Here is a 21,697-nt window from a genome sequence, read left to right on the forward strand (position 1 = left end):
TTTTTCATGTCCGCGATTCGCCTCAGAGCAGGCGCAGGTGGTAAGCCCGCTCATCCATGCGCGACAGGCCCCGAGCCCTGAAACGGTCTTCCAGGGCATCCTGGCTTTCCAGCAATTCGCTCTCCCATACTTTGCCGCTCCAGCTGCGCACCTCGGCGTCACTTACCGAGAACGGCGGGCCGTCCATCAGCGCCTGATCGTAATCCAGGGTCACCAGCAGGCCGTGGCTTTCCGGCAGCAGGATCTGCTGCAGGTGGCGCACGTAGCGCTCACGCATCTCGGCCGGCAACGCAATCAGCGCCGCACGGTCATAGAAAAGCGCGCAGCCGGGCATATGGCGCGCTTCGAAGGCGAAGAAATCGCCACAGAACAGTTCGACCCGGCCATGCCGATACACCTTGAAGGCATCCTCCTGGGTGATCAGCGGCTCGACGCCCTGCTCGGCGAAGAACGCCGCGACCGCCACTTCGGCCAATTCCACGCCCACCACCCGATGCCCCCGCGCCGCCAGCCAGGCGATGTCCAGACTCTTGCCGCATAGCGGCACCAGCACCGGCGCGTCGCTCGCTGCGGCCACCGTGGGCCAGTGGCGCTGTAGCAAGCCATTGACCTGCCGGGCGTGAAAGCCGATCTGATCGGCGTGCCAGCGTTGCAGCCAGAATGATTCCTGCATGTTTTATCCTCAAGCCATCAAGAAAACAGATAACACCGAGCAGACTTTAGCCGTTGTTAGGCCAACTTGGCTGATGGATCATGATGACGCCACTAGGAGACCACCATGCAGCCCAGCCTGTTCATTTCCCACGGTTCGCCCATGCTTGCCCTGCAACCCGGCGCCAGCGGCCCCGCCCTTACTCGCCTCGCCGCCCAGCTGCAACGCCCGGAGGCGATCGTGGTGGTATCGGCCCATTGGGAAAGCGAGGCGTTGCAGGTGATGAGCAATGCGCAACCGCCAACCTGGCATGACTTCGGCGGCTTTCCTGCCGAGCTCTACCAGGTGCAGTACCCGGCGCCCGGCAATCCACAGCTGGCCGAGGACATCGTCCAGCGCCTGCGGGCAGCCGGCCTGGCCGCGCAGACCGATGAGCGCCGGCCTTTCGATCATGGCAGCTGGGTGCCGCTGTCGCTGCTCTATCCCGAGGCGAACATTCCAGTGCTGCAGGTTTCCCTGCCCAGCCGCCAGGGTCCGGCGCTGCAACTGCGGGTCGGCGAAGCGCTGGCCGGGCTGCGCGAGCGCAACGTGCTGCTGATCGGCTCGGGCAGCATCACCCACAACCTGGGCGAGCTGGACTGGCGCTCCACCGGGGACGAGGCAGCGCCCTGGGCCCTGGCGTTTCGCGACTGGATGGTCGAACGGTTGCGCGAAGACGATCTGGCGGCACTGCTCGACTACCGTCGTCAGGCCCCCCACGCGCGGCGCAACCACCCCAGCGACGAACACCTGCTGCCGCTGTTCTTCGCCCGCGGTGCCGGCGGCACCTTCGCCATCGAGCACCAGGGCTTCACCCTGGGCGCCCTGGGCATGGATATCTACAGCTTTGCCTGAAGGCAGCTCTGCTCCAGGGTACTGAGCAGCACCTGCACCTTGGTGATCGACTCCTGATACTCGGCCTGCCAGGCCGAGTCGGCGACGATACCGCCGCCGCCCCAGCAACTGATCACGCCGTCCTTGGCCAGCAGGCTGCGGATGGCGATGGAGCTGTCCATCTCGCCGCGCACGTCCAGGTACAGCAGCGAGCCGCAATAAGGTCCACGGCGCGTCGGTTCGAGCTCGTCGATGATCTGCATAGCGCGGATCTTCGGTGCACCGGTGATGGAGCCCCCCGGAAAGGCGCCCAGCAGCAGGTCCAGGGCGTCCTTGGCAGCGGCCAGCTCACCGGTCACCGCGCTGACCAGGTGGTGCACGTTGGGGTAGCTCTCCAGGGCGAACAGTTCGGGCACGCGCACCGAGCCGATACGGCAGCTACGCCCGAGGTCGTTGCGCAGCAGATCGACGATCATCAGGTTCTCGGCGCGATCCTTGCTGCTGGCGAGCAGCGCCTGGGCATTGCTGGCATCCTCCTGAGCATCACGGCCGCGGGGCTGGGTGCCCTTGATCGGCCGCGTTTCCACTAGCCCTCCATTGACCCGGATGAAACGCTCCGGCGACAGGCTCAGCAAGGCGCCGCCACCGGGCAGGCTCAGATAGCCGGCGAACGGCGTTGGGCAGACAGCCCGCAATGCGCCATAGGCCTGCCAGGGAGCGCCCTGATAGCGGGCCTGGAAGCGCTGCGCATAGTTGACCTGATAGCAGTCACCGGAGGCGATATAGGCCTGGATCCTGCCGATGGCCTCGGCGTAGCGCTGCGGATCGATATTCGCCTGAAACGGCGCCAGCAGCGCGAAGGCGGGCTGCTCCGGGACCTCAGCGGGGGGATGCTCGAACAGCGCCAGCAGGCGCGCCTGCTCGCCCGCCGGTAGCGAGGGATGTAACACCAGTTGGCTGGTACCCGCCTGGTGGTCGCTGATCAGCGCCCAGCCATACAGGCCGAACAGCGCATCGCCAAAGCCCAGGTCATCACCGGCCTGCACAGGCAGCGCTTCGATACGGCGGCCGAAATCGTAGGCCAGGTAACCGAGCAGGCCGCCAGCGAACGGCAGCTCGACACCTGGCGGCATTTCGGCGGGCCCCAGTGCTGCGAGCTGCTCGCGCAGGCGCGCGAAGAACGCAGCGCCCGACTCACCCTGCCCTGGCGCCAGCTGGGCCAGCGGCCAGGCACTGAGCAGATCATAGCGCCCACGGGTCGCCACCGGCCGACCGGCATCCAGCAACACAGCGCCCGGCGCCTGGCGCACGGCCTGGAAATAGACGGCTGGGTCGGCCTGATAGGGCAGCGGATGGACAAGACAGGTAGGCATTTAGGGCATCACGAAAACAGGGACGGCCGATTGTAGAGCCGCTGGCAGGTTCGTCCTAGGCCCGGCAAGCGACGGTTCAGGTTCCAGAAACGACTCGGGGGAGCCATTGGCTCCCCCGAATCAGTGCTGCATGACCGGATCAGTCTTCGCGGTAGCGACGCAGCTTCAGCGGCTTGCCGGCAACGCGGGTGTCCTTGAGCTTGGTCAGCAGACGCTCGAGGCCATCTTCCGGCAGCTCCACCAGGCTGAAGCTCTCGCGGATCTGGATGCGGCCGATGGCTTCACGGGCCAGGCCACCCTCGTTGAGGATCGCGCCCAGCAGGTTCTTGGCGGCGATACCGTCACGGGCACCCAGGGCGGTACGGCAGCGCGCACGGCCTTCGGCCAGCGGCATCGGCGCACGACGCTCGCGCGGCTCACCGCTGCGCTCGCCATCACGCTCACGACGCTCGCGGGGAGCACCACCGACGCCCGGCACCAGCGGCTGCTCGCGCTCGACGCTGGCCAGATCCAGGGCCTGGCCGTTGGTGGCCTTCTTCAGCAGCGCAGCGGCCAGGGCACGCGGGCTGCAGCCGATATCGGCGGTCAGGCGGTCGAGCAGATCGCCATGGCTGGCTTCGGCGTCGGCAACCAGCGGCGCCAGGCTGTTGGTGAGTTTCTTGATGCGCGCATCCAGCACCTGCTGGGCGTTGGGCAGCTTGACCTCGCCAACCTTCTGGCCGGTGACGCGCTCGATCACCTGCAGCATGCGGCGCTCACGCGGCGTGACCAGCAGCAGCGCACGGCCATCGCGACCGGCGCGGCCGGTACGGCCGATACGGTGCACGTAGGACTCGGGGTCGTACGGCATGTCCACGTTGAACACGTGGGTGATGCGCGGCACGTCGATACCACGGGCGGCGACGTCGGTGGCCACGACGATGTCCAGACGGCCATCCTTGAGCGACTCGATGACACGCTCACGCTGGTTCTGGGCGATGTCGCCGTTCAGTGCAGCGGCCTTGAAACCCTTGGCTTCCAGCGCGGCGGCCAGGTCCAGGGTGGCTTGCTTGGTGCGCACGAAGGCGATCAGCGCGTCGAACTCCTCGACTTCCAGCAAACGCAGTACGGCGTTGGTCTTCTGATCGGCGTGGATCATCAGGTGCGCCTGCTCGATGCGCGACACGGTCTGGGTCTTGGCAGCGATCTTGATGTGCTGCGGCTCGCGCAGGTGCTTCTCGGCGATGGCGCGGATCGAGTGCGGCAGGGTCGCGGAGAACAGCACGCTCTGGCGGCTCTCGGGCATGGCCTCGAAGATCACTTCGAGGTCATCCATGAAGCCCAGCTTGAGCATTTCGTCCGCTTCGTCGAGTACCAGGTACTGGATGGTCGACAGTACTTTCTCGTCGCGACGCAGATGGTCGACCAGACGGCCCGGGGTGGCGACGATGACCTGCGCGCCCTGGCGAATGGCTTTGAGCTGCGGGCCCATCGGTGCGCCACCGTAGACGGCGACCACGTTAAGGCCAGGCATCTGCTTGGAGTAGGTTTCGAAGGCGGTGGCAACCTGCAGAGCGAGTTCGCGCGTCGGGGCGAGGATCAGCGCCTGGGGCTCACGCTTGGCCGGGTCGATCTTCGACAGGATCGGCAATGCGAAGGCGGCGGTCTTGCCGGTGCCGGTCTGCGCCTGGCCGATCATGTCCTGGCCGGAGAGGATCACCGGGATGGCCTGCGACTGAATGGGCGACGGCTCTTCGTAACCGACGGCGGTCAGCGCGGCGAGAATATTGGAATGAAGTCCGAGTGCGGCGAAGCCGCCGATTTCCTGGGTCATGGGTCTGCCTCTGAGTGCATCCGCAAAGACCCATGTTCCAAAGCTGCGCATGCCATGTAGGACCTTGTGGGTCACCCTGGCAGCCTGGTCGGCGGGGATTTGCGAAAACGTGGTGAAAAGTGAATCGTCAAGATAGCCCGCTTGGCGGACTGGCTGCCGGAAAGCTTCCGGGCGAGTTGCACTACTTGAACGTGGCCATGAATTGGCCGGCGCGTACTATACCGGAATTCATACAGACGTGTGCGCTTTTTCACACAATAAAACAGGTGTTCGGCAGGCAGCGCACGGCTCGCGACAGTATGTCGCAGCCGTGCCGATGCTGATCGAGCGGTCAGGCTCTGCCGGTGAGCTGCGCTTCGATCGCCGCCTTGTCGACGACCGACCAGACTTCGCCGACCTTGCCGTCACGAAAGGCATAGAACACGTTCTCGCTGAAGGCCACCTTGCGGCCATTGACCGGCACATCGAGAAACCGGCCTTTCGGGGTGCAGTGAAAATCCAGGCGGCAGGCGATCATCGCTTCCTCGCAGGTCAACAGGCGGATGTTGAACTGCAGATCGGGTATCTCCTGGTAGTCACGCTCGAGCATCTCGCGGTAGCCATCGAGGCCCAGGCGCCGCCCGTTATGCACCACATCGTGGTGAACGAACTGCCCCAGGTTCGCCCAGTCCTGCCGGTTGAGGCAGTCGATATAGGCGCGATACACCGTGGGAAGATCTTGATCGCTCATGACAGGGCTCCGTCGCGAAGACTTGGGGGGATTCGCCTGCGCAGGCGACGGTGGGCGGCGCGCTGAGCAGGCGAGGCCCTAAAGGGACAGCGCCGCTGACGGTTAATTCCTGCCTTGGCTGAGGCGACCTTGGAACCTATTCATAATCTTTCAGCCCAGGCTCCCCCGATTCTGGCAGCCAAGTGTGGCAAAAGCAGACGGTGAATGCGTGGTTTTGTGGGAGGGGCTTTAGCCCCGAGCTCTTTGCTTACATTAATAAAAACTCGCGGCTAAAGCCGCTCCCACGCGGTCGCTGGGCGACCGCCTCTGCCTTGTAGTTGCCGCTTCACGAGCATGAAGATCGTGAACAGGCTCTTAGGTCGCCATGCGGACGGCATCGATCAACGGCTGCAGCGAATAGCCGAGCTGTGCCTGCAGGGTCTGGGCGCGCCGGCTCACCGCCTCGCGGTCGAACTGCTGGTCCAGCTCGGCCGGCACCAGCACCACCACGTTGCCCTCCACCACCGGGCATTCCCAGTAGTGGCGATGATAAAGGCCGCGCAGCAGCGCAGCGCCCAACGGCTTGCCGTCGTCGCCGGCCCACTGGTTGATGATCAGCCAGCCGCCCGGATTGAGCTTGGCCCGGCAGTCATCGAGAAAACGCCAGGCCAGGTGGCCGACGCCGGGGCCGGTGTCGGTATACAGGTCGACGAAGATCAGGTCCGCGGTTTCCGCGCTGGGCAGCAACTGCATGGCATCGCCGATGCGCACCGTCAGGCGCTCATCGTCTTCGAGCCCCAGGTACTGTATGGCCAGGCGCGGCACGTCGGGGCGCAATTCGATGGTCTCGACATCGTTCAGAGGCAGAAAGCGCAGGCAGGCCTGAGTCAGGGTGCCGGCGCCCAGCCCCAGAAACAGCGCGCTTTCCGGCGCCTCATGGCACAGCGCACCGACGAACATGGCGCGGGTGTAGTCGTACTCCAGCCAGCTCGGGTCGGCGGTGAACACGCAGCTCTGCTCGATCGACTCACCGAACTCGAGAAACCGGTACTCGCCGACCTCGACCACGCGGATCACCCCGAAGGCATCGTGCACCTCGGCCAGCACCACTTCGTCCTTCATCTCCTCCACCGGAGGCAAGCCAGGCATGCGCAGATTCTCCACCGTCGCGTTCCCCGGCTGAGGCCGGGCTAGAAGGCGATTGTCGGCGATGGGGCGCGGTCAGGTCACGCGCTAAATGCCATCGGTTTTTGCCGGGCGCCATGCTCGGAGCCGGTCAGCGATCGGTTACCATGCCCCATCGCCAACAAGAGAAGCCGCCATGAGTCAGCCCTGGAGCCCCGACAGCTGGAGAAGCCGCCCCATCCAGCAACAACCTCAGTACCCGGACGCCGCCAAGCTCGCCCAGGTCGAGCAGACCCTGGCGAGCTTCCCGCCCCTGGTATTCGCCGGCGAGGCGCGCGAGCTGCGCAAGCAGTTCGCCGAGGTGACCCAGGGCCGCGCCTTCCTGCTGCAGGGCGGCGACTGCGCCGAGAGTTTCGCCGAATTCAGCGCCGCGAAGATCCGCGACACCTTCAAGGTGCTGCTGCAGATGGCCATCGTCATGACCTTCGCCGCCGGTTGCCCGGTGGTGAAGGTCGGGCGCATGGCCGGTCAGTTCGCCAAGCCGCGCTCGGCCAACGACGAGACCCTCGACGGGGTCACCCTGCCCGCCTACCGCGGCGATATCGTCAACGGCATCGGCTTCGACGCGGCCAGCCGCACGCCCGACCCGCAGCGCCTGCTGCAGGCCTACCACCAGTCCACCGCCTCGCTGAACCTGTTGCGCGCCTTCGCCCAGGGCGGTTTCGCCGACCTGCACCAGGTGCACGGCTGGAACCTGGACTTCATCGCCAACTCGGCGCTGGCGCAGAAATACCACCAACTGGCCGACCGCATCGACGAGACCCTGGCCTTCATGCGCGCCTGCGGGATGGACAGCGCGGCCCAGGTGCGCGAGACCAGTTTCTTCACCGCCCACGAAGCCCTGCTGCTCAACTACGAGGAAGCCTTCGTGCGCCGCGACAGCCTGACCGGCGACTTCTACGACTGCTCGGCGCACATGCTGTGGATCGGCGACCGCACCCGCCAGGTGGACGGTGCCCATGTGGAATTCCTGCGCGGCGTCGGCAACCCGATCGGCGTCAAGGTCGGCCCGAGCATGACCGACGAGGACCTGATTCGCCTGATCGACATCCTCAACCCGGACAACGACCCGGGCCGCCTCAACCTGATCGTGCGCATGGGTGCCGACAAGGTCGAGGCCGGCCTGCCGAGGCTGATCCGTACCGTGCAGCGCGAAGGCCGCCAGGTACTGTGGAGCAGCGACCCGATGCACGGCAACACCATCAAGGCCTCGAGCGGCTACAAGACCCGGGATTTCGCGCAGATACTCGCCGAGGTGCGGCAGTTCTTCGCCGTCCACCACGCCGAGGGCAGCTATGCCGGCGGCATCCATATCGAGATGACCGGCCAGGACGTGACCGAGTGCATCGGTGGCGCCAAACCGATCACCGAGGCCGGTCTGTCGGACCGTTATCACACCCACTGCGACCCACGAATGAACGCCGATCAGTCCCTGGAACTGGCGTTCATGATCGCCGAGACGCTCAAGCAGGTGCGCCGCTGAACCGCGCGTTAACCTGAACCAAGCGCAGCGACGGGCGGTCTTCAGCACAAGGCCTCGATACCTCGATCGACGCGAGGCCCATCACTCGATAGAAGGAGTCGCACATGCCCTGGTATGCCTGGTTGATCCTGATTCTGGCGATCGGCTCCATCGTCGGTGGCCTGCTGATGCTGCGCGACAGTGCCAAGAAGCTGCCGCTCAGCGACGAGCAGCTCAAACGCATCCACGAACGCGAAATCGAGCAGAACGCCAAGGACGCGCAAGATCGTTGATCACCTGCACAAGCTGACCCCGCGACCCGGTAAACTGCGCCTCCACCCCGGAGGCGCAATGCCGTTATTACCCCGCCTGTTACTGCCCTGCTGCCCGTTATCGGCGGGTGTGCTCATGGGTCATATCCAGCCCATCGGCCTGCTGTGGGCCCTGCTGTTCATTGCGCTGGTGCTGCTGCCCACGCGCCTGCCCAACGGGCTGTGGAGCATGCTGGTGGCAGTCGCCAGCGTACTGCTGGCAGCCCACCTGCTGCCTGGCTTTCGGCCTTGGGAAATTGCCCAGCCGCAGCGCATCAGCGCGGACGCCGCGCCTTACCAGCTGAGGCTGTCATGGGACAAGTTGCTGGTGGGCTGCACCCTGCTCGCCTGGTGGCTGGGCCTGCCACCGAGGCCGGGGCCACGGCCCGCTTTCGTGGTGCCGATATTCATCGTCACCCTACTGGCGGTTCCGGGCCTTGCGCTGCTGCTGGGCGTGGTCGCCTGGCAACCGAAGTGGCCGGAGCTGCTCGGCGCCTGGCTGGCGGTCAACCTGGTCGTCGCGGTACTGGCCGAAGAATTGCTGTTTCGCGGTTTGCTGCAGGCGCGCCTGGTGAGCAGGCTGGGGACATGGCCGGGATTACTGGTGACGGCGCTGCTGTTCGGCGCCGTGCATATCCCCTTCAGCCCGACCTTTGCAATGGTGGCTGCGGTAGCGGGGTTGGGTTATGGCCTGGTCATGCAGGTCAGCGGCCGGTTGAGCCTGGCCATCGCCCTGCACGGGCTGGTCAATCTGGTGCATTTCACCTTGCTGAGCTACCCGCTGCGTATCGTCTAGGCAAACCCGCTAGCGGCGAAACTCGAACTGCAGTTCGGCACCCTCGACGGCATTCCAGTATTCGGAGCCCAGTTCGCCAGTCAACAGCTTGCCGCTGACCTGGAAGGGGTTGAGCGCGGATTTACGCTCTTCGAAGAACGCCGGCAGGATCGGCGGCGCACCGTCGGTCGCGGCCTTGTCTTCGGCATCCAGCGCGGCAGCCAGCTCGGGCGGCAGGCTGAGGTCCAGCTTGGTCTTGGGCGGCGTCTGGACGACCTTCTGCGCAGCCTTCTCGGGCTTGGCACGCTGGGCGATCTTCTTCGGCTCGGCAGGTACCGGTTTCTGCACCACCTCAGGCTGCGGCTGGGCCGGCGGCTGGACAGGCGGTGCCTCGACCTGTGCGGCCGGTGGCTCGTGCTTCCCGACCGGCTGAGCCGGCTTGGCGGGCTCGACGGCCACTGCCGGCTCACTGTCCTTGCGCGGCACGTCCTTGCCCTGCTCATCGGATCCACAGGCACTGAGCAGCACGGCAAGACACAGCGGCAACAACAGATAGCGCATCGAAATCCTCGCATCGGTTCGTATAACGATAGTCCTGCATTCTAAAACGACTGGACGATAACGCCAGCCAGTCTGCCGAATGGCAGTGCCACCCGTCGCTCGCGCGCCATCATTCCCTGGATAGACGGCGCAGCTCGGCCTCCACATCCAGGGTCGGATGCTCCGCCTGCAGGCGGTCGACGCGCTGCTGCGCCTGCTCTGCCTCACCCCGCTCACGCAGCTCGGCGATCTCGCGCAGTGCGGCCAGCACGTGCGCAGGCAGCGGCGCCGCCTCCGCCGCCATGCGTGCCATGATTCGAGGGGCTTCACTCATCTCGGCCATCGGTGCCGGGCTGGCAGGGGCCTGCAAGGCCATGGGTGCCTGCCGCTGCATCGAGGCCGGCGGTGCGTCGTAGCGACTTGGCGCTTGCTCGAGGGTCTGCAGGCTCAGCCCGAGCCCCATGCCCAGCAGCGCCAGGCAACCAAAGGCGGCTGACCAGCGTCCCCGCGCCGAAGCCCCCCCTAGTGCGCGACGCAGTCGTGCCCAGAAGCCCTCCGGCGGGTGCCGCCTGGCCGCGGCCGCTTCGCCAGCTGCCGCCAGGATCCGTGCGTCCAGCGCCGGCCCTGGCCGCTCGCCGCTGTGCTCTCGGACGTGACGCAGCAAGCGCTCATCGTGATCATTCATGGTGCTACCTCTTCGGCCGTGCTGAGCAGGCGGCGCATTTTCTGCAGCGCATAACGCAGGCGGCTTTTTACCGTTTCTGCCGGTGTGCGGGTCAGCTCGGCGATCTCGTGCAGCTCCAGGTCGCCGTGGGCGCGCAACAGGAACACCTCGCGCTGCTCGGCCGGCAAGTCGGCAAGCGCCGCCTGGATGCGCGCCTGATCCTGGCTGAGGCTGAGCTGCCGCTCAGGGTCCGGCTCGGCCATGGCCTGGTCGTGCAGTTGCTCGTCGAACGCCTCTTCGCGCTGTTGGCGCTTGCCCTGCTTGCGCCAGTGGTCGATCAGGCGATTGCGCGCGATCTGGTACAGCCAGGTCTTGAACAGCACCGCCGCTTCACGCTGCAACGACTCGCTGCGAATCAGGCTCATCCAGGTCTCCTGAAACACCTCCTCGGCGACCGCCTGATCGCCGCACAAGCCCATGAGGAAGCGAAACAGCCCCAGGCGATGGCGCTCATAGAGTTGCGTGAAGGCTGCAGCGTCGCCGGCTCGGTAGCGCCGCAAGAGGTCGGCGTCGGCGGGCTCGGCGCTGGGAGGTTGGGCAGTCACACTTACTCGGCTCCAGAGGTGCGGGAGTCGACAGTTTGCAGGCTTTGCGCCAGTTCCACCAGTTGCAGGAACTCGTTGCGCAGGCCGAATGGATCATCGCCACGGCTGCCCCGCGCCAGCGCCGCAGTGGCCGCCCAGTCGAAATGGCCGGTGTACTGGCCCCCGCTCAGTTGCTGGGCGAACGCGGCGACGGCGGCGGCGAAACGCAGGTCCTCACTGGCGTCGCTGATCGGCGTGAAGGACCCGGGCGCCTGAATGGCGGTTTCCAGCAGCCGACTGCGGTTCTGCTCGGGCGTCTTGTAACGGATGCGCAGCCAGGCCAGTTCGCTATGGTCCGCAGGTGTTTGCGCCGCTTGCCGATAGCGCAGCGGCTCCAGCCAACCCGGGTTGCCGACCGGCACGATTTCGTACAGCGCGGTCACGCTGTGCCCGGCGCCGATATCCCCCGCATCGACCTTGTCGTTGCTGAAGTCCTCGCGCTTCAAGGCGCGATTCTCGTAGCCGAGCAGGCGATATTCGCTGACCTGGGCCGGGTTGAACTCGACCTGGACCTTCACGTCCCGCGCCACCGTGGCCAGGGTCGAACTGAGCTGCTCGACCAGCACCTTGCGCGCCTCACGCAGGTTGTCGATATAGGCGTAGTTGCCGTCGCCGGCGTCGGCCAGCTGCTCCATCAGGTGCTCGTTGTAGTTGCCGGTGCCGAAGCCCAGGGTGGTCAGCGAGATGCCGGTCTTGCGCTTGGCGGCCGCCAGCGCCTTGAGGCTGTCGAAATCGCTGACACCGACATTGAAGTCACCATCGGTGGCCAGCAGGATGCGGTTGATACCGCCCTTGATGAAGCCCTGCTGCGCCTGCCGATAGGCCAGCTGGATGCCCGACTCCCCCGCCGTCGAACCGCCGGCGCGCAGTTGCTCGATCGCCCCACGGATCTGCGCCTTTTGCGAGCCAGCCGTCGGCTCCAGCACTACGCTGGAGTCCCCGGCGTAGACCACCAGCGAAACACGGTCCTGGGCACGCAACTGGTCCACCAGCAGCTTCAGGGTGCTCTGCACCAGCGGCAGGCCGTCGGGGCGATCCATGGAGCCGGACACATCGACCAGAAACACCAGGTTGGCGGCCGGCAGTTGGGCAACCTGCATGTCGGAGGCTTTTATGGCGATGCGCAGCAGGCGGCTCTGGGAATTCCAGGGTGTTACAGCCAGCTCCGTGCCGACCCCGAACGGCGCGTTGCCTGTGGGCAAGGGATAGGCATAGGGGAAGTAGTTGACCAGCTCCTCCAGACGCACGGCCTCGGCGGGCGGCAGGCGGCCTTCGTTGAGGAAGCGGCGCACGTTGGCGTAGCTGCCGGTGTCCACATCGATGCTGAAGGTCGACACCGGCGCCTCGGCAACCGACCGAACGGGGTTGGCAGCCAGGCGCTGATATTGTTCGCGGCTGGCTTCTGGCTGCGGCCAATACGCGTACTCGCGCGCAGCCGGTGCAGCCAGGCGGGTGGTCATCGGCGCCGGGACGATGGCTGGCGCGATGGGAGGCGTTTCAGCGCTCTGTGCCGGCTTGGCTAGCGACTCTTGCGAAGGGTTCTGCCCGGCACTGCAGGCGGTCAGCGACAGCACGATGCTGCCGGCGATGCTGTACGACACGAAGCGGGAACGGCTGCCCATGGTGTTTCTCCTGGATCGAAAGAGCGCTCTGATCCAGTAGACGCAGGGGGCCGGCCATTCGGGTTAACGCGATGCGGGTTGCCTCAGCCCGCTTCCTGACACAGCTGGGTGGCCAGCATGCCCAGGGTCATCAGCGCGCGCTCCGCCTCGCGGTTCCACGGAATGCCGCAGTTGATGCGCACGCAGTGGTTGAACTGCTCGGTATTGCTGAAGATCAGCCCCGGGGCGATGCTGATGCCCTGCTGCAGCGCGCTGATGTGCAGGTCCTTGGTATTGACCCGCGCCGGCAGGCTGACCCAGAGGATGAAGCCACCGTTGGGCCGGGTAATCTGCGTGCCTTCGGGGAAATACTGCTGGATGGCCAGCTGGAAGGCGCTGAGATTCTTGCGGTACTCCTGGCGGATATGCCGCAGATGACGGTCATAGCCGCCGTTCTCCAGGTAGGCGGCAACGGCCATCTGGGTGACGCTGCACGCCGAATGGGTGGTGAACATCTGCAGGCGCTGCACCTCGTCCTGGTACTTGCCGGCGATGATCCAGCCGATCCGCACACCGGGCGACAGGGTTTTCGAGAAGCTCGAGCAATACACCACGCGCCCTTCCAGATCGCCGGCCTTGAGCGCCTTGGTACGGCCCTGTTCGAACATCAGCTCGCCGTAGATATCGTCCTCGATGATCTGGATGTCGAAATCGCTGGCCAGGCGCAGCAGCTGCTTCTGCCGCGCTTCGGGAATGGTGCCACCCAAGGGGTTGCTCAGGCGCGCGGTCAGCACCAGCGCCTTGATCGGCCATTGGCTGGCCGCCAGTTGCAATGCCTCGACGCTGATCCCGGTGGTCGGGTCGCTGGGGATTTCGATGACCTTGAGGCCCAGCAGGTCGGCCAGTTGCAGCAGGCCGTAGTAGGTCGGCGACTCGGTGGCGATCAGGTCGCCCGGTTGCGTCAGCACCCGCAGGCTCATCTGCAGGGCATCGACGCAACCATGGGTGATCACCACTTCGGAAGGGTCGACCAGCACACCGGCATCGCGCATGCGAATCGCCACCTGACGGCGCAGCGGCTCGAATCCCGGGCTGAACATGTAGCTGAACGCCCGCGGGCTCTGGAAACGGGTGACCTTGGCGAGCTGCTGGTGCAGCGCACGCACCGGCAGGTAATCGACATGAGGCACCGCTGCACCGAGCGGAAACACGCCTTCGCGACGTGCTTCGCCGAGCACCTGGTTGATGATGCTGCTGCGCGTCACCAGGCCAGGCCGCTCGACCCGGGCGATATCCGGCGTGTCGGCGGTCAGCGCCGGCGTCTGGTGCACGTAGAAGCCGGATTGCGGCCGGGCGCGGATCAGGCCGAGATCCTCCAGGTTGGCATAGGCCTGCAGCACCGTGGCATGGCTGACGCTGAGCTGCGCGCTCATCTTGCGTACCGAGGGCACCCGCTCGCCAGGCTGATAGACGCCGCGGCGGATGTCATCCGCCAGCTGTTGAGCGATACGCTGATAAAGCAACAGATTGGTCATGGCCGTTTCTTCCCGGTACTGAACCATAACAGTAGTTCATCAAAATGTTTCTGTACCGGTACAGCCTTGAAATATCTGGACGATACACTCACGCCACGGGCAATAAAAAACCCCGCCCTGTTATCCAGTGGCGGGGTTTCGCGACAACCGACTCAGCGCGTGGCGCCCAGACGCCCCTGCTCATCGGAGAACAGGATCTCCACCCGCCTGTTCTGCGCGCGCCCCTTGGCCGAGGCGTTTTCCGCCACCGGGAAGCTCTCGCCGAAGCCCTGCACCTCGATACGCTTGGCATCGATGCCCAGGTCGATCAGCGCATCGGCGACGGTTTGCGCCCGGGCTCGGGACAGCGCCAGGTTCTCTTCACGCTTGCCGCTGCTGTCGCTATAGCCTTCGATGCGCACGGTACGCCGCCCATTGAGCTGGAGAAACTGCACCAGCTTGAGCACGGTGCGGTTGGCACTGGCCTTGAGACGCGCTTCGCCGGCATCGAACAGCACGTCACCCAGGGTCATCACCAGGCCACGATCGGTTTGCGCCGTGGCCAGGTTGACGATCTGCTCTTCCAGCCAGGCGTTCTGCTCCTGCACGCTGACCAGCTTGGCCTCGCGCAACGCCAGTTGCAGACGCTGTCGCTCCAGTTCCAGGCGCGCCGCTCGCTCCTGATCCAGGGCCAGCTTGGCATGCTCGCGGGCGATCTCGCTGTAGCGCTGGCTCAGGTAGGCGTAGTGGGCGACATCGTCGGCGCTGCCCCAGTAGCCCGCAAGCCGCTCGGCCCGGCCCAGGGACTCGCCGGCGCGAATCACGTCCTTGGGCGCGCTGCGCAGTACCTGCGGATCCTCCTTCACGGCCTGAAAGCTGGCACGGGCCGCGTCCAGCTCGGCCGTGTGCTCGTCCCCGAGGCCGGCACAACCGGCCATGGCCAGGCTCATCAGCGCCAGCGCGCCAACACGTAGCGGGCTCATGGCATGGCTCCCAGCTGATCACGCAAACGCCCGATACGGCGGTTGAGTTCGGTCAACTGCACCTGGCTGCGCAGCGTCAGCACCCGGGCTTCGGCCAAGCGTGCATCCAGCTCGGCCTGTTCGGCCTGCACCCGCGCCGTGCGGTAGGCGCCCGCTGCCATGGCGGCCTGGGCCTGGGCGAGTTTTTCTTCGGCCTGGCTCAACTCGGCAACGGTGTCGCCGGCGGCCACGGTACGCGCCTGCTCGACCACCTGTTCGGTCAGACGCATCTGCTCGGTCGGTGCGGGGTCGCTGGCACAGCCCTGAAGCAACAGCAGCGCCAGAGCGGCGCCGGTATATCGATAGATCACGGGTACGTCCTACTGATTCGGAACACTGGCAGCCGCTGCGGGCTGTTGCTCCTTCCAGCGCTGCAAGTTGCGCTGCAGAAGGGTTTGCGGCATGCCGGCGGCGGTGAATTCTGTCATTTTTTTGGCCAGCTGTCCGCGCAGCCAGGCGTCATTGCACGCCGAGTTGTGCGACAGCGCCAGGTGCAGGCCTTCGCTGGACACCGGCGGGTCGAGCACCTGCAGGTCGTCCTGCAGGCCCAGGGTCGAGGCCAGCGCCTGCCCCGGGTAGCGCTCGTAGAGCACGTAATCGGTACGCTCGAGCAACAGTTTCTGGAACGCCTGGCTGAGGCTGGAAACGCCTTCCAGGGTCAGGTTATCGCGGGCGTAGGCATCGAAGGCCTGACCGAAGCTGTTGTTGACCAGGGTGTCGCCGGTACGCCCCTGCAGGTCGGCCCAGCTGGCGTATGGGAATTCCTGCCCCTTGCGCACCCACACCACGCTCGGCGTGGACAGAAAAGCCGGGTGCACGAAGTCCATGGTCTCCAGGCGCGGCACGGTTAGAAAAGCGCCGGCCAGCATGTCGACGCGCCCGGTGCGCACCTCCTCCTGGGCCCGCGACCAGGGCCCGGCATAGATCACCTCGATGCCGACGCCAAGATCCTCGGCCACCGCCTTGAGCAGATCGACCGTGGCGCCGATCAGCTTTTCCGGATTCTGCGGGTCACGCCACAGGTAGGGCGGATACTCGGGGTTGCCCGTGGCCACCAGCCGCTCGCACTTGCCGGCGGCCTGGGCGCCGCCAGCCAGCAACATGGCGGCGCCCACCCATAGCCCAGCCCAGCCAAAACCTCGCTTACCCATTGGCACACTCTCGATTCCGATGCAGCCGGCCATCCACCAGCCGGAGATTCATGACATGCTAGCTCATACGATCTCGATAATCAGCGATAAGACGCCGCATGAAGAAATTGATCCCTGCCCTGTTCGTTCTCCTGGCCGTTGCTGCCGGCACCCTTGTGTACCTCTCGCCAGCGGCGCAGTTGACGGTCTACCAGGGCGTCGAACAGTGGCGCGCGGGGCTGCACGAGCGCAGCGTCAGCGCAGGCGATCTCAAGCTCAGCTACTACGAAGGCGGCCCCCAGGGCGCCGAGACCGTGCTGCTGGTGCATGGCTTTGGCGCGGACAAGAGCACCTGGCTATGGTTCGCCCGGGCGCTGACCGAGCGCTATCACGTGGTTGCCGTCGACCTGCCCGGCTTCGGCGCCAGCGACCGGCCCCATGGCAGCTATGACGTCGGCACCCAGACCGAGCGCCTGGCGGCGTTCGTCGATGCCCTGGGCATCCGCCGCCTGCACCTGGCCGGCCACTCCATGGGCGGGCATATCGCCGCGCTGTATGCGGCCCGCTACCCCGCACAGGTGACCAGCCTGGCGCTGATCGCCAATGCCGGGGTCAGTGCGCCGAGACGCAGCGCGTTTTTCCAGCGCCTCGAAGAACAGGGCGACAATCCGCTGCTGGTGGCCAGCGCACCGCAATTCGACGAGTTGCTCGACTGGCTGTTCGTCGCACCGCCGCAACTGCCCGAGCGTCTTCATCAGTACCTCGCACAACGCGCCGTTGCCGACAGCGCCCACCAGCGAGAAATATTCGAGCACCTGCAGCAGCGCTATCTGCCGCTGGAGCCCGAATTACCGAGGATCACCGCCCCGACGCTGCTGCTGTGGGGCGACCAGGACCGAATCCTCGATGTGTCGAGCATCGAGACGATGAAACCGCTGCTCAAGGATGCGAGCGTGGTGATCATAAAAGACTGCGGCCACGCGCCCATACTCGAGCGCCCGGAAGAAAGCGCTGCTGCTTATCTGAAGTTCATCGACCAGGCGAGCCAGCGTGCCGCTCAAGCACGACAGGCAGCGACCACAAATCAATAGACGGTCGCTTTCCGACAGCCAATAAAAAACCCGCTCGATGAGCGGGTTTTTCGTTGCGGGGAAAGCGGATCAGACCAGCTTTTCCAGCTCCGGTACGGCTTCGAACAGGTCGGCCACCAGGCCATAATCGGCCACCTGGAAGATCGGCGCCTCTTCGTCCTTGTTGATCGCCACGATCACCTTGGAGTCCTTCATGCCCGCCAGGTGCTGGATGGCACCACTGATGCCGACCGCGATGTACAGCTGCGGCGCGACGATCTTGCCGGTCTGGCCGACCTGCATGTCGTTGGGCACGAAGCCGGCGTCCACGGCAGCGCGGGAAGCACCCACTGCCGCGCCGAGCTTGTCGGCCAGGGTGTACAGGTGCTTGAAGTTGTCACCGTTCTGCATGCCGCGGCCGCCGGACACGACGATCTTGGCAGCGGTCAGCTCCGGACGGTCGGACTTGGCCAGCTCTTCACCGACGAATGCCGACTTGCCGGCGTCGCCACCGGCCGACACGTTCTCGATGGCAGCGGAGCCGCCTTCGGCCGCCACGGCGTCGAAGCCGGTGGCACGCACGGTGATCACTTTCACCGCAGCCGAGGACTGCACGGTGGCGATGGCGTTGCCGGCATAGATCGGCCGCTTGAAGGTGTCCGGGCTTTCCACGGAAACGATCTCGGAGATCTGGTCGACGTCCAGCTGCGCGGCGACGCGGGGCAGGATGTTCTTGCCGTTGCTGGTAGCGGCAGCCAGTACGTGGCTGTAGCTCTTGCCCAGCTCGGCCACCAGCGGCGCGACGTTTTCCGGCAGCTGATGAGCGAACGCAGCGTTGTCGGCGACCAGCACCTTGGCCACGCCAGCGATCTTGGCAGCGGCTTCGGCAACGGCGCCAACGCCCTGGCCGGCGACCAGTACGTGGATGTCGCCACCGATCTTCTGGGCAGCGGCAACGGTGTTCAGGGTGGCAGGTGCCAACACGGAATTGGTATTTTCAGCGATTACCAGGATAGTCATCAGATCACCTTCGCTTCGGTTTTCAGTTTCTCGACCAGTTCGGCGACCGACTTGACCTTGATACCGGCGCCACGTGCCGCAGGCGCCTCGACCTTGATGGTCTTGACGGTGGACGCGGTGGAAACGCCCAGCGCGTCGGGGGTCAGGGTTTCCAGCGGCTTCTTCTTGGCCTTCATGATGTTGGGCAGCGAGGCGTAGCGCGGCTCGTTCAGGCGCAGGTCGGTAGTGACGATGGCCGGCAGGTTCAGGGCCACGGTCTGCAGACCGCCATCGATCTCACGGGTCACGTTGGCCTTGTCGCCATTGACTTCCACCTTGGAGGCGAAGGTGCCCTGGGCGTAGCCGGTCAGCGCGGCGAGCATCTGGCCGGTCTGGTTGTTGTCGCTGTCGATGGCCTGCTTGCCGAGAATGACCAGCTGCGGCTGCTCCTTGTCGACCACGGCCTTGAGCAGCTTGGCGACGGCCAGGGAGTTCAGCTCGTCGGCGGACTCGACCAGGATGGCACGATCGGCACCCAGCGCCAGGGCGGTACGCAGTTGCTCCTGGGCCTGGGTCGGGCCGATGGAAACCACCACGATCTCACTGGCCACACCCTTCTCTTTCAGGCGCACGGCTTCTTCAACGGCGATTTCACAGAAAGGGTTCATCGACATCTTGACGTTGGCAAGATCGACGCCACTGTTGTCCGGTTTGACGCGAACCTTGACGTTGTAATCGACCACTCGTTTGACAGCTACAAGAACCTTCATGGATTCCTCGTTACTCTCCGGTGAATAGGAATGTCGCCAGAAGCGAGCATGCGGGTGATGCAGACAAGCAGGACGCGAGCGACCTTCAGCCCAGACGGCGAGCGCAAAACCGCCCGTATCTTGACCGTACGACCCAACTCGGTCAATACGACTGGCTGCGAGCCATTCGTGTTGTAGCCGGATTCTAGCAGGCCTACAGAAAATTCAAACAAACGTTTGTATTGGCCCTGATCCGGGCTCGCTATATACTGCGCGGGCGCGCCTCGGGAAGGATGCCGGCCCGCCATGAAAATTAGAGAGCCCAGATGAGGAGATAGCCCGTGGAACGCGAATTTATGGAGTTCGACGTCGTCATCGTCGGCGCCGGCCCTGCCGGTCTGTCCGCCGCTTGTCGCCTGAAGCAGAAGGCCGCCGAGGCTGGCCAGGAAATCAGCGTCTGCGTGGTCGAGAAAGGCTCCGAGGTGGGTGCCCACATCCTCTCCGGCGCGGTATTCGAACCGCGTGCCCTCGACGAGCTGTTTCCCGACTGGAAAGCGCTGGGCGCCCCGCTCAACACCCCGGTCAAGGGTGACGACATCTACGTGCTCAAGGATGCCGACAGCGCCGTCAAGGTGCCGGGCTTCTTCGTGCCCAAGACCATGCACAACGAAGGCAACTATATCATCTCGCTGGCCAACCTGTGCCGCTGGCTGGCCCAGCAGGCCGAGAACCTCGGGGTGGAAATCTACCCGGGTTTCGCCGCTCAGGAGGCACTGATCGACGAGAACGGCGTGGTGCGCGGCATCGTCACCGGCGACCTGGGTGTCGACCGTGAAGGCAATCCGAAGGAAGGCTACTACACCCCCGGCATGGAACTGCGTGGCAAGTACACGCTGTTCGCCGAAGGCTGCCGCGGCCATATCGGCAAGCAGCTGATCAAGAAGTACAACCTGGACAGCGAAGCCGACGCCCAACACTACGGCATCGGCATCAAGGAAATCTGGGACATCGACCCGAGCAAGCACCAACAGGGCCTGGTGGTGCACACCGCCGGCTGGCCGATGGACATCATGGGCACCGAGAACACCGGTGGCTCCTTCCTCTATCACCTGGAAAACAACCAGGTGGTGGTCGGCCTGATCGTCGACCTGTCCTACGCCAACCCGCACCTGTCGCCGTTCGACGAATTCCAGCGCCTCAAGCATCACCCGGTGCTCAAGCAGTACCTGGAAGGCGGCAAGCGCGTCGCCTATGGCGCCCGCGCCATCGCCAAGGGCGGCCTGAATTCGCTGCCGAAGATGGTCTTCCCGGGCGGTGCGCTGATCGGCTGCGACCTGGGCACCCTCAACTTCGCCAAGATCAAGGGCAGCCACACCGCCATGAAGTCCGGCATGCTGGCCGCCGAGGCCATCGCCGAAGCCCTGGCCGCCGGCCGCGAGGGCGGCGACGAACTGCGCAGCTACGTAGACGGCTTCAAGGCCAGCTGGCTGTACGACGAATTGTTCCGCAGCCGCAACTTCGGTGCGGCGATCCACAAGTACGGCGCGGTGATCGGCGGCGGCATCAACTGGGTCGACCAGAATCTGTTCGGCGGCAAGGCGCCCTTCACCCTGCACGACAACAAGCCGGACTACGCCTGCCTCAAGCTGGCTGCCGACTGCAAGAAGATCGACTACCCGAAACCGGATGGCAAACTCAGCTTCGACAAGCTCAGCTCGGTGTTCCTCTCCAACACCAACCATGAAGAAGAGCAGCCTTGTCACCTGAAGCTCAGCGACCCGAGCATCCCGATCGACAAGAACCTGCCGCTGTACGACGAACCGGCGCAGCGCTACTGCCCGGCCGGCGTGTACGAGGTGGTGGCCAACGACGATGGCGGCAAGCGCTTCCAGATCAACGCGCAGAACTGCGTGCACTGCAAGACCTGCGATATCAAGGATCCGGCCCAGAACATCACCTGGGTGGCGCCGGAAGGCACCGGTGGCCCCAACTATCCGAATATGTAGTACAAAAAAGGCTCCCTCGGGAGCCTTTTTCTTGCTGCTACTCCAGCGGCCCGATGGGAAAGAACACCCCGCCACTCCACACGCCCAGCCAGGGCTGGCCATCGATTTCGCGGGTCTGCGCCAGCTCCACCAACTGATAGAACACGTTGCGGTGGATCAGCGCTTCCAGGTTGGCGCGGATATGCACATAGGGCGATGGTTCCTGAGTTCGCCCATCGAGCTCGACGCGCAGCGGATGCTCGCCCCCCGCCTCCACCTCGTCGCCAACATTGGTGACGAACTTCAGCATCTGGGCTTCGCCCTGCCCGCTCACCTGCAGCGACACCGCCACGAAGGGGGCGTCGTCGACGGTGATACCGACCTTCTCCACCGGCGTGACCAGAAAGTAGTCATCGCCATCGCGGCGAATGATGGTCGAGAACAGCCGCACCATCGCCGGCCGGCCGATTGGCGTGCCCATGTAGAACCATGAGCCGTCGCGGGCGATACGCATGTCGATATCGCCACAGAAATCGGGGTTCCACAGGTGCACCGGGGGCATGCCCTTGCTGCCTGCGGGCGGAATCTGCGCCAGCAGATCGCCGGCCTTGTCGCCCTCGCTCATG

General features: G+C 65.1%; 21 protein-coding genes and 1 pseudogene. 6 read left to right on the forward strand and 16 right to left on the reverse strand.

Annotation, left to right across the window (positions count from 1 at the left end):
• Positions 1-22: 22 nt before the first annotated feature.
• Positions 23-673, reverse strand: coding sequence for a thiopurine S-methyltransferase (locus tag K8U54_RS00615; protein WP_249908429.1), 651 nt, complete (start codon positions 671-673; stop codon positions 23-25).
• A gap of 105 nt (positions 674-778) precedes the next feature.
• Between K8U54_RS00615 and K8U54_RS00620 the strand changes: the two genes are divergently transcribed.
• Positions 779-1,546 (forward strand): DODA-type extradiol aromatic ring-opening family dioxygenase, encoded by a 768-nt coding sequence (locus tag K8U54_RS00620; RefSeq protein ID WP_249908430.1) that lies wholly within the window; start codon positions 779-781, stop codon positions 1,544-1,546.
• On the opposite strand, the gene pabB is transcribed toward K8U54_RS00620, so the two are convergent.
• The 4 genes and pseudogenes from pabB to K8U54_RS00640 form a co-directional block, all read right to left on the reverse strand.
• Complete coding sequence (gene pabB / locus K8U54_RS00625; RefSeq protein WP_249908431.1) at positions 1,531-2,898, reverse strand: aminodeoxychorismate synthase component I; 1,368 nt, start codon at positions 2,896-2,898, stop codon at positions 1,531-1,533. The two genes, K8U54_RS00620 and pabB, sit on opposite strands and share 16 nt — an antisense overlap.
• 139 nt (positions 2,899-3,037) lie before the next feature.
• Positions 3,038-4,745, reverse strand: a pseudogene (locus K8U54_RS00630) (DEAD/DEAH box helicase).
• Between the two features lie 297 nt (positions 4,746-5,042).
• Entirely contained in the window at positions 5,043-5,441 is a 399-nt protein-coding gene (locus K8U54_RS00635) for an ester cyclase (protein WP_249908432.1), read from the reverse strand.
• 354 nt (positions 5,442-5,795) lie between these two features.
• A complete protein-coding gene (locus K8U54_RS00640; RefSeq protein ID WP_434059971.1) occupies positions 5,796-6,569 on the reverse strand; it encodes a spermidine synthase in 774 nt (257 codons plus the stop codon).
• Positions 6,570-6,741: 172 nt separating this feature from the next.
• Between K8U54_RS00640 and K8U54_RS00645 the strand changes: the two genes are divergently transcribed.
• The 3 genes from K8U54_RS00645 to K8U54_RS00655 all read left to right on the forward strand — a co-directional run bounded on the left by K8U54_RS00645 (position 6,742) and on the right by K8U54_RS00655 (position 9,174).
• Positions 6,742-8,088, forward strand: a complete 1,347-nt coding sequence (locus K8U54_RS00645) for a class II 3-deoxy-7-phosphoheptulonate synthase (protein WP_249908433.1) — start codon at positions 6,742-6,744, stop codon at positions 8,086-8,088.
• Between the two features lie 104 nt (positions 8,089-8,192).
• On the forward strand, positions 8,193-8,360 hold the full coding sequence (locus K8U54_RS00650; protein ID WP_249908434.1) for a DUF2897 family protein: 168 nt from the start codon (positions 8,193-8,195) through the stop codon (positions 8,358-8,360).
• 58 nt (positions 8,361-8,418) lie between these two features.
• Positions 8,419-9,174: a CPBP family intramembrane glutamic endopeptidase gene (locus tag K8U54_RS00655; RefSeq protein WP_249908435.1), complete on the forward strand. Its 756-nt coding sequence runs from the start codon at positions 8,419-8,421 to the stop codon at positions 9,172-9,174.
• A gap of 9 nt (positions 9,175-9,183) precedes the next feature.
• Here the strand turns inward: K8U54_RS00655 and K8U54_RS00660 are convergent, their stop codons facing one another.
• The 8 genes from K8U54_RS00660 to K8U54_RS00695 all read right to left on the reverse strand — a co-directional run bounded on the left by K8U54_RS00660 (position 9,184) and on the right by K8U54_RS00695 (position 16,289).
• Positions 9,184-9,714 carry a hypothetical protein gene (locus K8U54_RS00660; protein WP_249908436.1) on the reverse strand — a complete coding sequence of 177 codons (531 nt, stop codon included), beginning with the start codon at positions 9,712-9,714 and terminating at the stop codon, positions 9,184-9,186.
• 109 nt (positions 9,715-9,823) lie between these two features.
• On the reverse strand, positions 9,824-10,378 hold the full coding sequence (locus tag K8U54_RS00665) for a hypothetical protein (protein WP_249908437.1): 555 nt from the start codon (positions 10,376-10,378) through the stop codon (positions 9,824-9,826).
• The gene (locus tag K8U54_RS00670; RefSeq protein ID WP_249908438.1) at positions 10,375-10,962 is read right to left on the reverse strand and encodes an RNA polymerase sigma factor; all 588 of its coding nucleotides are present in this window, start codon (positions 10,960-10,962) and stop codon (positions 10,375-10,377) included. The genes K8U54_RS00665 and K8U54_RS00670 overlap by 4 nt, the downstream gene beginning before the upstream one ends.
• Positions 10,963-10,964: 2 nt before the next feature.
• Positions 10,965-12,623 carry a vWA domain-containing protein gene (locus tag K8U54_RS00675; protein ID WP_249908439.1) on the reverse strand — a complete coding sequence of 553 codons (1,659 nt, stop codon included), beginning with the start codon at positions 12,621-12,623 and terminating at the stop codon, positions 10,965-10,967.
• A gap of 83 nt (positions 12,624-12,706) precedes the next feature.
• The gene (locus K8U54_RS00680) at positions 12,707-14,137 is read right to left on the reverse strand and encodes a PLP-dependent aminotransferase family protein (protein ID WP_249908440.1); all 1,431 of its coding nucleotides are present in this window, start codon (positions 14,135-14,137) and stop codon (positions 12,707-12,709) included.
• A 152-nt stretch (positions 14,138-14,289) separates the two neighbouring features.
• Positions 14,290-15,099 carry an OmpA family protein gene (locus K8U54_RS00685; protein WP_434059972.1) on the reverse strand — a complete coding sequence of 270 codons (810 nt, stop codon included), beginning with the start codon at positions 15,097-15,099 and terminating at the stop codon, positions 14,290-14,292.
• Positions 15,096-15,449, reverse strand: a complete 354-nt coding sequence (locus K8U54_RS00690; protein WP_249908441.1) for a DUF4398 domain-containing protein — start codon at positions 15,447-15,449, stop codon at positions 15,096-15,098. The genes K8U54_RS00685 and K8U54_RS00690 overlap by 4 nt, the downstream gene beginning before the upstream one ends.
• Before the next feature lie 9 nt (positions 15,450-15,458).
• Positions 15,459-16,289, reverse strand: coding sequence for a substrate-binding periplasmic protein (locus K8U54_RS00695; RefSeq protein ID WP_434059973.1), 831 nt, complete (start codon positions 16,287-16,289; stop codon positions 15,459-15,461).
• Positions 16,290-16,387: 98 nt separating this feature from the next.
• Between K8U54_RS00695 and K8U54_RS00700 the strand changes: the two genes are divergently transcribed.
• Positions 16,388-17,359 carry an alpha/beta fold hydrolase gene (locus K8U54_RS00700; RefSeq protein ID WP_249908442.1) on the forward strand — a complete coding sequence of 324 codons (972 nt, stop codon included), beginning with the start codon at positions 16,388-16,390 and terminating at the stop codon, positions 17,357-17,359.
• A gap of 69 nt (positions 17,360-17,428) precedes the next feature.
• Here the strand turns inward: K8U54_RS00700 and K8U54_RS00705 are convergent, their stop codons facing one another.
• Together K8U54_RS00705 and K8U54_RS00710 are read right to left on the reverse strand one after the other, a co-directional pair.
• Positions 17,429-18,358 (reverse strand): electron transfer flavoprotein subunit alpha/FixB family protein, encoded by a 930-nt coding sequence (locus K8U54_RS00705; protein ID WP_111464576.1) that lies wholly within the window; start codon positions 18,356-18,358, stop codon positions 17,429-17,431.
• Positions 18,358-19,107 (reverse strand): electron transfer flavoprotein subunit beta/FixA family protein, encoded by a 750-nt coding sequence (locus K8U54_RS00710; RefSeq protein WP_070888175.1) that lies wholly within the window; start codon positions 19,105-19,107, stop codon positions 18,358-18,360. The genes K8U54_RS00705 and K8U54_RS00710 overlap by 1 nt, the downstream gene beginning before the upstream one ends.
• A gap of 320 nt (positions 19,108-19,427) precedes the next feature.
• On the opposite strand from K8U54_RS00710, the gene K8U54_RS00715 reads away from it, so the two are divergent.
• The gene (locus K8U54_RS00715) at positions 19,428-21,092 is read left to right on the forward strand and encodes an electron transfer flavoprotein-ubiquinone oxidoreductase (RefSeq protein ID WP_249908443.1); all 1,665 of its coding nucleotides are present in this window, start codon (positions 19,428-19,430) and stop codon (positions 21,090-21,092) included.
• Between the two features lie 37 nt (positions 21,093-21,129).
• Here K8U54_RS00715 and K8U54_RS00720 read toward each other — a convergent pair whose 3' ends face one another.
• Positions 21,130-21,696: a DUF1285 domain-containing protein gene (locus K8U54_RS00720; RefSeq protein ID WP_249908444.1), complete on the reverse strand. Its 567-nt coding sequence runs from the start codon at positions 21,694-21,696 to the stop codon at positions 21,130-21,132.
• Position 21,697 lies beyond the last annotated feature (1 nt).

This window comes from Pseudomonas fulva (assembly GCF_023517795.1).
In the GTDB taxonomy this organism is placed as follows: Bacteria; Pseudomonadota; Gammaproteobacteria; order Pseudomonadales; family Pseudomonadaceae; genus Aquipseudomonas; species Aquipseudomonas fulva_D.

Excerpts from the sequence above, each read along its gene's own strand:
- K8U54_RS00615 (WP_249908429.1), bottom strand. The coding sequence starts at position 673 with ATGCAGGAATCATTCTGGCTGCAACGCTGGCACGCCGATCAGATCGGC.
- K8U54_RS00620 (WP_249908430.1), top strand. The coding sequence starts at position 779 with ATGCAGCCCAGCCTGTTCATTTCCCACGGTTCGCCCATGCTTGCCCTG.
- pabB (WP_249908431.1), bottom strand. The coding sequence starts at position 2,898 with ATGCCTACCTGTCTTGTCCATCCGCTGCCCTATCAGGCCGACCCAGCC.
- K8U54_RS00635 (WP_249908432.1), bottom strand. The coding sequence starts at position 5,441 with ATGAGCGATCAAGATCTTCCCACGGTGTATCGCGCCTATATCGACTGC.
- K8U54_RS00640 (WP_434059971.1), bottom strand. The coding sequence starts at position 6,569 with ATGCCTGGCTTGCCTCCGGTGGAGGAGATGAAGGACGAAGTGGTGCTG.
- K8U54_RS00645 (WP_249908433.1), top strand. The coding sequence starts at position 6,742 with ATGAGTCAGCCCTGGAGCCCCGACAGCTGGAGAAGCCGCCCCATCCAG.
- K8U54_RS00650 (WP_249908434.1), top strand. The coding sequence starts at position 8,193 with ATGCCCTGGTATGCCTGGTTGATCCTGATTCTGGCGATCGGCTCCATC.
- K8U54_RS00655 (WP_249908435.1), top strand. The coding sequence starts at position 8,419 with ATGCCGTTATTACCCCGCCTGTTACTGCCCTGCTGCCCGTTATCGGCG.
- K8U54_RS00660 (WP_249908436.1), bottom strand. The coding sequence starts at position 9,714 with ATGCGCTATCTGTTGTTGCCGCTGTGTCTTGCCGTGCTGCTCAGTGCC.
- K8U54_RS00665 (WP_249908437.1), bottom strand. The coding sequence starts at position 10,378 with ATGAATGATCACGATGAGCGCTTGCTGCGTCACGTCCGAGAGCACAGC.
- K8U54_RS00675 (WP_249908439.1), bottom strand. The coding sequence starts at position 12,623 with ATGGGCAGCCGTTCCCGCTTCGTGTCGTACAGCATCGCCGGCAGCATC.
- K8U54_RS00680 (WP_249908440.1), bottom strand. The coding sequence starts at position 14,137 with ATGACCAATCTGTTGCTTTATCAGCGTATCGCTCAACAGCTGGCGGAT.
- K8U54_RS00685 (WP_434059972.1), bottom strand. The coding sequence starts at position 15,099 with ATGAGCCCGCTACGTGTTGGCGCGCTGGCGCTGATGAGCCTGGCCATG.
- K8U54_RS00695 (WP_434059973.1), bottom strand. The coding sequence starts at position 16,289 with ATGGGTAAGCGAGGTTTTGGCTGGGCTGGGCTATGGGTGGGCGCCGCC.
- K8U54_RS00700 (WP_249908442.1), top strand. The coding sequence starts at position 16,388 with ATGAAGAAATTGATCCCTGCCCTGTTCGTTCTCCTGGCCGTTGCTGCC.
- K8U54_RS00705 (WP_111464576.1), bottom strand. The coding sequence starts at position 18,358 with ATGACTATCCTGGTAATCGCTGAAAATACCAATTCCGTGTTGGCACCT.
- K8U54_RS00710 (WP_070888175.1), bottom strand. The coding sequence starts at position 19,107 with ATGAAGGTTCTTGTAGCTGTCAAACGAGTGGTCGATTACAACGTCAAG.
- K8U54_RS00720 (WP_249908444.1), bottom strand. The coding sequence starts at position 21,696 with ATGAGCGAGGGCGACAAGGCCGGCGATCTGCTGGCGCAGATTCCGCCC.